Below are 8,027 nucleotides of genomic sequence, written 5' to 3'. Positions count from 1 at the left end.
CGGCCATGGTCGATGCGTTGGTCGCCCGGCTGAGGACCAGCAGGCCCTACGCGTTCAAGGACTTGGACCGCTTGGCTGTGCTGCGTCGCGCCAAGACCAGGGCGCTGGGACGGGCGGGGTTGGTCGGGTACATGAACAATCCGATCAACGTCAGGGTGTGGATCTCCACCCCTTCCGGGAGGGAGATGACAAGACGAATATGTCTTCAATTCGTGATTCCATGGATGCGAGACGGTGCCACCGGCGCGGAGGAGACCGAACCGACCTCGATCCGTGTCCCTGGGTGGTTACTCCTGGAGGTGCCGGCAGACTCCTGACCGTCGCCGTCTGACCGCCGGCCCGATGGGGCCTGGCATGCGCTGTTTCCTCGGACCGCAGCAGCGCGCCGCGGATTCCGGTACCGTCAATGGCGGATGGAGTCCACCTCGTCCCATCAGTCGATGACGCCGGCTACCAGCGCGGACCCTCGCCCTTAGTCGGACGTCAGACCCCGTGACTGCGGTCTCGCCTGAAGCGGGGCTATACCAGGTAGTCGCGTAGTCGTTGTGAACGCGCCGGGTGGCTTAGCTTCGCCAGGGTTCTTGATTCTATCTGCCGGATCCGTTCCCGGGTCACCCCGAATTCCCGGCCTACCTGCTCCAACGTCCTAGGCTGGCCGTCAGTCAGACCGAACCGGAGTTGGATGACCTTCTTCTCCCGCTCGGACAGCGTGTGTAGGACCGAGTCGATTTGCTCCTGCAGGAGGACGAAACTCGCCGCTTCGAACGGCACAATCGCGTCGTTGTCCTCGATGAAGTCTCCGAGCTGGGAGTCCTGCTCCTCGYCGATCGGGGTCTCCAGGGCGAGCGGTGTCTGTCCGACTTTGAGAGCTTCCTCCACCCTGTGCGGKGCGAGGTCCACCTGTGTGGCGATCTCTTCCGGCGACGGCTCCCGGCCCAGATCCTGCAATAGCTGCCGCTGGATCCGGGTGACCTTGTTGATTGTCTCGACCATGTGTACCGGAATCCGGATGGTGCGCCCTTGGTCCGCGATGGCCCTCGTGACAGTCTGCCGAATCCACCAGGTGGCGTAGGTGGAGAACTTGTATCCCTTGGTGTAGTCGAACTTCTCCACCGCCCGGATCAGGCCCAGGTTGCCCTCCTGGATCAGGTCCAGCAACAGCATGCCCCGGCCGACGTACCGCTTGGCGATGGACACCACGAGGCGCAGGTTCGCCTCCACCAGCTTGCGCTTGGCGATCTGACCGTCCTGCTCGATCGCCTCCAAGTCCCGACRCAGCCGCGGGGAGGTCCTTCGGATGGCGGCGAGCTTCTCGGAGGCGAACAGACCCGCCTCGATCCGCTTCGCTAGGTCGACCTCTTCCTCTGCGGTCAGCAATCGCACCCGGCCGATGGCCTTGAGATACATCCGTACCGGGTCCGAGAGGGGCGTCGCAAGCGCGAGTTCCTCTCCCTCACGACGCCGGCTGGGCATGTCTGAAGCGTCCCCGCCCACCTCATCGAGGACCTCGATGCCGTCCTCCGCGAGCAGCCGTAGGACAACGTCGCTGCTCTCTGGCGGCAGCTCCGCTGCGAGTAGCGCAGCGACAACGTCCTCCGGGGTGACGAAACCGTTCTCCTTACCCCGGGTGATGAGGTCTCGGACCTTTTCCTCCGCGGCTTCGTCGGGAGCACTCAGATCCGTGGGCGGCGCATCTTCATGTCCGCGGAAAGACCGGCCCATGTCAGTCAGCACCCATGCTCAGCGTCGACGGCAGATTTTTCCAGGAGACCCAGCAATATTCTGACTCGCCGCTGGGAACGGGCCCGCAGCGAGAACGCAGATCGTGGCACCTGCGGAATCCGGGAAGGCGCGAGGGGCTCAGAGTGTCGACCACCGAGCAGGTCCTCTCCACGTGGCGAAATGTAGCGATGTCTGTGAGAAGTCGACGGTCATTCCAAGCATTGGTTGTTGGCTGGGTCGTGACCGAAAGCCTCTTGATCCTCTCGAGATGAGATTATCGTTTCGATGGTCGTGATCTGCTGTGGTCGTTGACTCCGCCGGAATGCTCAGGGCTCGGTGGCGAGTAGGTCACGCAGCAGGTCGGCCTGCTCATGTAGCACGCCGGTTAGGATTGAGCGGGCCACCGCCAGCAATGTCACGATCTCCGGTGACGCCACCGCGTAGAACACGGTCGTGCCCTGCTTGCGGGTTGTCACCAGCCCGGCGCGGCGCAGCACCCCGAGCTGCTGGGACAGATGCGACGCCTCCAACCCGATCTCGGGCACCAGCTCGCTCACCGACCACTCTCGTTCGCTGAGCAGCTCCAACGCCCGGATAYGCGCCGGGTGGCCAAGGGTCCGGAAGAACTCCGCCTTCAGCTGGTACAGCGGCGTCGCCATACGACCTCTCCCTCCAACCTCCAACTACCAGCCGTCCGTCAGGCACGACGCCCGTCCGACAGCTCGTCACACGACTCAATAACCTTACAACTTCATCAGATTGGAGCGGCGTAGTTCAGCTCTCTAACAGCCGTCGATGGAAGGCGACGTGGCCAAACCAATGCTGCCGACAGGACACAGCCAGCTAGGCGCGGCGGGGGCAGAGGCGTGGACGAAGCGTCGGTCGGCGGCATTGCTGTCAGGCTGTGGCGGCGGCCGAACCCGTTGGCTCATGGGGAGTGAGGGGTGGGACGTGGTGTCAGCGCAGCCGGTCGGCGAGGGCCGCGAGTTCGACCCAGAGAGCGTCGGGCATGCGGGGGCCGAGGTCGGTGAAGTATCGACGGATCGTGTCGGTTTCGTGTTCCCAGGCGGCACAGTCAACGGACAGGAGCAGGTTGAGGTCGTCTCCGGTCACGTCCAGGCCGTCGACGTTGAGCGCTTCGGGTGGGGGGACCACGCCGAGCGGTGTCACACGGCCCTGCGCGGTCCCGTTGAGTCGGCCGATGATCCAGGCGAGGACCCGGCTGTTCTCGCCGTAGCCGGGCCACAGGTACGCGCCGGTGTCGGGGTGTTTGCGGAACCAGTTGACGTGGTAAATGCGCGGCAGCCGCGCCCCGGCACGGCTGCCGACGGCAAGCCAGTGAGTGAAGTAGTCGCCCATGTTGTAGCCGCAGAACGGGAGCATGGCGAACGGGTCGCGGCGCAGCTCACCGACAGCCCCGGCCGCCGCAGCGGTAGTCTCGGAGGAGACGGTGGCACCGAGGAAGACACCATGCTGCCAGGAAATGGACTCGACGACCAGCGGAACGGCGGTGGCCCGACGGCCACCGAACAGGAGCGCGGAGATCGGAACGCCCGCCGGGTCGGCCCATTCCGCAGCGATCGTCGGGCATTGGCTGGCGGGGACGGTGAAACGGGCGTTGGGATGCGCGGCCGGCGTCGCGGACTGTGGTGTCCAGTCGCGGCCCTGCCAGTCGATGAGATGTGCCGGGGGGTTCTCGGTCAGCCCTTCCCACCACACGTCTCCGTCATCGGTGCGCGCGACATTCGTAAAGATCGCGTTGCTGTGGATCGTGTCGATGGCGTTGGGGTTGGTCGTCCGGCCGGTGCCCGGCGCGACGCCGAAGAAGCCGGCCTCGGGGTTGACGGCGTAGAGCCGCCCGTCGTCTCCGAAGCGCATCCAGGCGATGTCATCCCCGATGGTCTCGACCTTCCAACCGGGGATGGTCGGGACGAGCATGGCGAGGTTGGTTTTGCCGCAGGCGCTCGGAAAGCCGGCCGCGATGTAATGGATTTTCCCGTCGGGTCCGGTGAGCTTGAGGATCAGCATGTGCTCGGCGAGCCAGCCGTCGTCGCGGGCCATCACCGAGGCGATCCGTAACGCGTAGCACTTCTTGCCGAGCAGGGCGTTGCCGCCGTAGCCGGAGCCGTAGCTCCAGATTTCTCGTGTCTCGGGGAAGTGGACGATGTACTTGGTGGCGTTGCAGGGCCAGGCGACGTCGGGTTGCCCGGGCTGGCGCGGTGCGCCGACGCTGTGCACGGCGGGGACGAAGAAGCCGTCCTGTCCGAGCTGGTCGAGGGCCGGTCTACCCATTCGGGTCATTACATGCATCGAGACCGCGACGTAGGCCGAGTCGGTGATCTCGACGCCGAGTGCGGAGATCGGTGAGCCCAGCGGTCCCATACAGAACGGGACGACGTACATGGTGCGGCCCCGCATGCAACCCGCGAACAGGCCCCGCAGGGTGATGCGCATCTCGTCCGGGTCGGTCCAGTTGTTCGTCGGACCGGCGTCGTCCCGGCTCCTCGAGCAGATGAAGGTGCGGTCCTCGACGCGGGCGACGTCGCTGGGGTCGCTCGCGGCGTAGTAGCTGCCGGGCCGCTTGTCCTCGGCGAGACGGAGGAACGTGCCCTTGTCGACCAGCTCCGCGCAGAGCTGATCGTACTCGGCGTCGCTGCCGTCGCACCAGTGAACCCGGTCGGGCCGGGTGAGGTCGGCGATCGTGGCGACCCACTCCAACAGTGCCGGGTGTGTCGTCGGCGTCGACTGTAGGCCCGGGATCGTGACGGGCATCTCCCACTCCTTCGACAGACTGTCAGATGGTTGAACTGTACCTCGTCTATCTGACGAAGTTGTCAGGTTATCGACAACGGAGATCGTCAACATGTCGTCGCATGCCGGCCGGCGGGCGCCCCCAGGCAAGGCGTGTCGCGACGCCTCCGTATCAGCTGAAGGCGGAGTTCTTCCGGCCCCTTGGCCACCCGACGGCATCCGGGCGCTGGAGAGCGGCCGGCGAGGAGCTGGTGCCCGGGGTCGGGTTGGAGGTATCGGACCTGTTCCAGCAGCTGGGAGTAGCGATGGGCAGGATCTCGACGGGCCACCCCTGCTATCCCGGCGCCTGCGGCACGGCCCCGAAGACGCTCCACAGACCGGGCAGCCCCACGATCGCCGGCGCGGGCCCCTCCTCGCTCCCGCCGATCATGTAGTAATTGAAGACTTTGTCAATTGGCGACATTGTGCTTAGCTCATGTGCGGGGCGCTCCGGACGTGGCGGGATCTTCCCGCCCGGTGCCCTCTTGGCGCGACTCTCGTGATCACGTGCGAGGTGGGTCGGCCCCGGGTCCGCCGGGTCGAGTACGCCGTGGGCTATCGAGGTGTGACGCGGTGTCCGGCGAAGGGCGGTGGAGCTGGTGCAGGTACCGCTGTATCAGGCGAAGGCGGAGTTCTTCCGCATGTTGGGCCATCCGGTCCGGATCAGAGTGCTGGAGCTGCTGGCGGACGGACCGGCGCCGGTGCGAGAACTGCTGGCCGCGATCGAGGTGGAACCTTCGAACCTCTCCCAGCAGTTGGCGGTGCTGCGCCGGTCGGGGATCGTGACCGCGACCCGGGACGGCTCGACGGTGGTGTACGCACTGGCCGGCGGAGATGTGGCCGAGCTGATGCGTGCCGCGCGGCGGATCCTCACCGAGTTGCTGACCAGCCAGCAAGGTCTACTCGCCCAGCTGCACAAGGCCGAGACGAGCTCAGCATGAACAGTCCGACCTCCGGCCATGGGCGGCCGGCGGAGGCGAGATGCTGACGCCGGGATCGGCCAGGACGAACCCGGCGTACAGCATCCGGATCCGGGTCCCGCGGTCGGCGCTGGTGACGGTGCAGGCGATCATCGCCGACGCGCCCGGCGCGGTCCTGTGCCACGCCGACGAACCCGACCCCACCGGTGCCGCCGGATCATTCTCGACGCCGACGGGTCCAGCACTCTGACCTGGCTCACCCGCACCCTGCGCGGCCGGCTCGGCGCTGACCTCCTCGGCGCCGAGGACCTCGCGTTCCGTGCGGCAGCCACTGGCAAACTCGCCCAGCGGGTCGGCGTCGCCACCGGCACCGGCCACGACCTGGCGCTGTTGGACGCCGACGCGGACCGCCGCATCATCCGCCACCTGGCCGCACATCCGCGGCACACCGACCGATACACCGGCCGAGCACGGCGAGTAGCTCTGCTCACCGATGCAAGCGCGGTCCTCGATTTCGAGCAGCTCACGTCCGCGGCCGCCCTGCCCGCGTTGGAATCCCAGGCCGTCCACCTGCATCAAGCCACCGGACTCGACGTCTTCCCCTTGCCGATCGCCGCCACCGGCGCGGCTGAACTCGCCACCGCGATCGGGCTGCTCGCACCAGGCTTCGCCGCCACCGTCCTAGTCCACACTCACATCCGACACGTGAACGCCGTCCGCGTAGCCCTCACCTCCGCGCCCTACCTGCTGCTGGACACCGTCAACGACGGCCTCGCCATCGGCGTCGCCGCTGCAGCACTCACCCACCTGCGAGCCCGCGCCATCGATCYCCACCATGCCCGGGTCGTCCTGATCGATCCGCCTCGTGGTGGAGACCTCGCCGGCCTGCTGGTCGCGGCGCGTATCGGCGACCTGACCCTCTACGACCCAGTCGCCTACGGCATCGAACTCCTGCACAGGCTCGCCCCCGACATCGATCTGATCATCGATCTACTCGGGCTGGCAGCTCCCCCCGTCGGTATCCCGGTGCTCCACAGCCGCCCGGAGACACCACCGGCCCTCGCCGCAGCCACCACCGGCCCGCGGCCGCTACACGCCCTGCCCGGACTGCTGTCCGCAGCCGTCACCACCCAGCAGCCCATCACCCTGGCCGCTCGCGTCGCCGCCGTGCACACCCTGACCGCGCACACCCCGTCCGGACAGCTGATGCCTCCCCTCGACCATCCCCGCCTCACCCCCGCCATAGCCGCCGCCGCGACCCACGCCCTCACCGCACATGAGTAGACGCGGGCCACGGGCCAGGGACGAAGCCAAACGGAGTGTCAAACAGCCGGACAGGTCGGGCGCGTGCGTCGATGTGCGATGTCGGCATGTCCGCCGCTGCCGGGCGGGCGGGCCGCGTGGGGGACATGGGGTCATGTCGACCTTGTGYCGACGCCGGCCGGCCTATCCGAACCTCCCGCCAAGCACGCCGCTTCCTGTGAAGGACGTGCAGGTATCGCGGTATCAACGCCACCGCCAAGCCTCCCCGGCGACGTCCAAGTCAAGAATGACAGAAGGTCGACAACCTCGCCACGCTGGCAGCTCGACTTCCCCACCATCGACGCCACGACGGTCAAGCCGCGACCGGATCCAGCGGATCGCGTCGAGGACCCTGGCGAAACGGCGTCACCCCTCACACTCACACAGATTCCAGAACTACCTCGGGTAATGAAACCGATACCGAAGAATGTGGCGGAGCCGTGCCGCCTCGTGTTCTCAGAAGGCATCACACACAACGAGCACCGTAGCGGGGGTGCGCAATGGCCGGAAGGGGTCGTTCCATGGGACGCGGTCGAGCGAAAGCCAAACACACGAAAGTTGCCCGCAAACTCAAATACACCTCCCTCAACCTGGATCTCGACCGACTCCAGTCAGACCTCGGCGACGCCCCCGCCCGGGACCACGACGACCGCGACGAACTCCCGCCCCCAGACCCGCAGGACCCCGACCCGGCGGACGAGAACTGGAGGCCGACCGGCTGAGCCCAACCGACGCTCCTCGGGATCCATGAGAAGGTTCCGTGCTCGCTGGGCGACCCACACCGCGGTTGGATGTCTCGTGACTCCGAGGACATGGGCACGGCGGGTGGCGTGTTCGACGACGAAGAACACGTAGATCCTTCGTTCCGGCGTCGGCCGGTGAACCTGCCGCCGCAACACCGCTACCTGAGTCGCAGGACGAGGAGCTCTACCTCCTTCGCGGTGTCCCCACGAACCCGGAGTAACTCAGTCCGAGAGCGTTGCGTGTCAGGGCGTAGAGCAGGGACCACACCATGAGCATCCAGACTGTCTGACGCAGGTCCCGTCCGGCAGGCAAATGCGCAGGGCACCGCCCAGATCGGGGTTCTGGAGCCCCACGAGACCAGCAGGGGAATAGCTGCCCACGGTGAGTGTTCGCCGTGGTGCCGCGCCGTTCGGTGGGGATGTTCTGTTCTCTGCTATTGGGGTGGGCTGAACATGGTGGCGAGGGCGGCGAGTGCTTCGGGTACGGCGCGGTAGTAGGCCCAGACGCCGCGTTTGTCGCGGGTGATCAGGCCGGCGTCGACGAGGACTT

The 8,027-nt window shown here is 66.7% G+C and carries 9 protein-coding genes and 2 pseudogenes; 5 read left to right on the top strand and 6 right to left on the bottom strand.

Features of this window, described 5'->3' with window-relative positions; genetic code table 11:
• Positions 1-317 (top strand): hypothetical protein (locus BBK14_RS39275; RefSeq protein ID WP_131802182.1); only part of this gene is annotated, 317 nt, incomplete at its 5' end.
• A 202-nt stretch (positions 318-519) separates the two neighbouring features.
• Here the strand turns inward: BBK14_RS39275 and rpoD are convergent.
• From rpoD to BBK14_RS41195, 4 genes are all read right to left on the bottom strand, one after another.
• Complete coding sequence (gene rpoD, locus BBK14_RS06655; RefSeq protein ID WP_071060312.1) at positions 520-1,722, bottom strand: RNA polymerase sigma factor RpoD; 1,203 nt, start codon at positions 1,720-1,722, stop codon at positions 520-522.
• A gap of 326 nt (positions 1,723-2,048) precedes the next feature.
• On the bottom strand, positions 2,049-2,381 hold the full coding sequence (locus BBK14_RS06650; protein ID WP_071060309.1) for an ArsR/SmtB family transcription factor: 333 nt from the start codon (positions 2,379-2,381) through the stop codon (positions 2,049-2,051).
• Positions 2,382-2,679: 298 nt separating this feature from the next.
• Positions 2,680-4,494 (bottom strand): phosphoenolpyruvate carboxykinase (GTP), encoded by a 1,815-nt coding sequence (locus BBK14_RS06645; RefSeq protein ID WP_071060308.1) that lies wholly within the window; start codon positions 4,492-4,494, stop codon positions 2,680-2,682.
• Between the two features lie 313 nt (positions 4,495-4,807).
• Complete coding sequence (locus tag BBK14_RS41195; RefSeq protein WP_255565713.1) at positions 4,808-4,936, bottom strand: hypothetical protein; 129 nt, start codon at positions 4,934-4,936, stop codon at positions 4,808-4,810.
• Between the two features lie 175 nt (positions 4,937-5,111).
• Here BBK14_RS41195 and BBK14_RS06635 point away from each other — a divergent pair, with 175 nt between their 5' ends.
• The 4 genes from BBK14_RS06635 to BBK14_RS34755 all read left to right on the top strand — a co-directional run bounded on the left by BBK14_RS06635 (position 5,112) and on the right by BBK14_RS34755 (position 7,456).
• Positions 5,112-5,453 (top strand): ArsR/SmtB family transcription factor, encoded by a 342-nt coding sequence (locus tag BBK14_RS06635; protein WP_071060311.1) that lies wholly within the window; start codon positions 5,112-5,114, stop codon positions 5,451-5,453.
• Between the two features lie 40 nt (positions 5,454-5,493).
• Entirely contained in the window at positions 5,494-5,682 is a 189-nt protein-coding gene (locus BBK14_RS41610) for a hypothetical protein (RefSeq protein ID WP_338045428.1), read from the top strand.
• Positions 5,610-6,716, top strand: coding sequence for a malic enzyme-like protein (locus BBK14_RS06630; protein WP_338045427.1), 1,107 nt, complete (start codon positions 5,610-5,612; stop codon positions 6,714-6,716). Before BBK14_RS41610 ends, BBK14_RS06630 begins: the two co-directional genes overlap by 73 nt.
• 539 nt (positions 6,717-7,255) lie before the next feature.
• Positions 7,256-7,456, top strand: coding sequence for a DUF3073 family protein (locus tag BBK14_RS34755; RefSeq protein ID WP_083390764.1), 201 nt, complete (start codon positions 7,256-7,258; stop codon positions 7,454-7,456).
• A gap of 9 nt (positions 7,457-7,465) precedes the next feature.
• On the opposite strand, the pseudogene BBK14_RS39675 reads toward BBK14_RS34755, so the two are convergent.
• A pseudogene (locus BBK14_RS39675) lies at positions 7,466-7,790 on the bottom strand (hypothetical protein); the annotation flags it as partial.
• Positions 7,791-7,911: 121 nt separating this feature from the next.
• Positions 7,912-8,027: pseudogene (locus tag BBK14_RS39670) on the bottom strand (transcriptional regulator); the annotation flags it as partial.

This window comes from Parafrankia soli (assembly GCF_001854695.1).
GTDB classification, from domain to species: Bacteria; Actinomycetota; Actinomycetes; order Frankiales; family Frankiaceae; genus Parafrankia; species Parafrankia soli.
The sequence above is the reverse complement of the archived record's forward strand: the minus strand, read 5'-3'. Positions and strand labels throughout refer to the sequence as shown.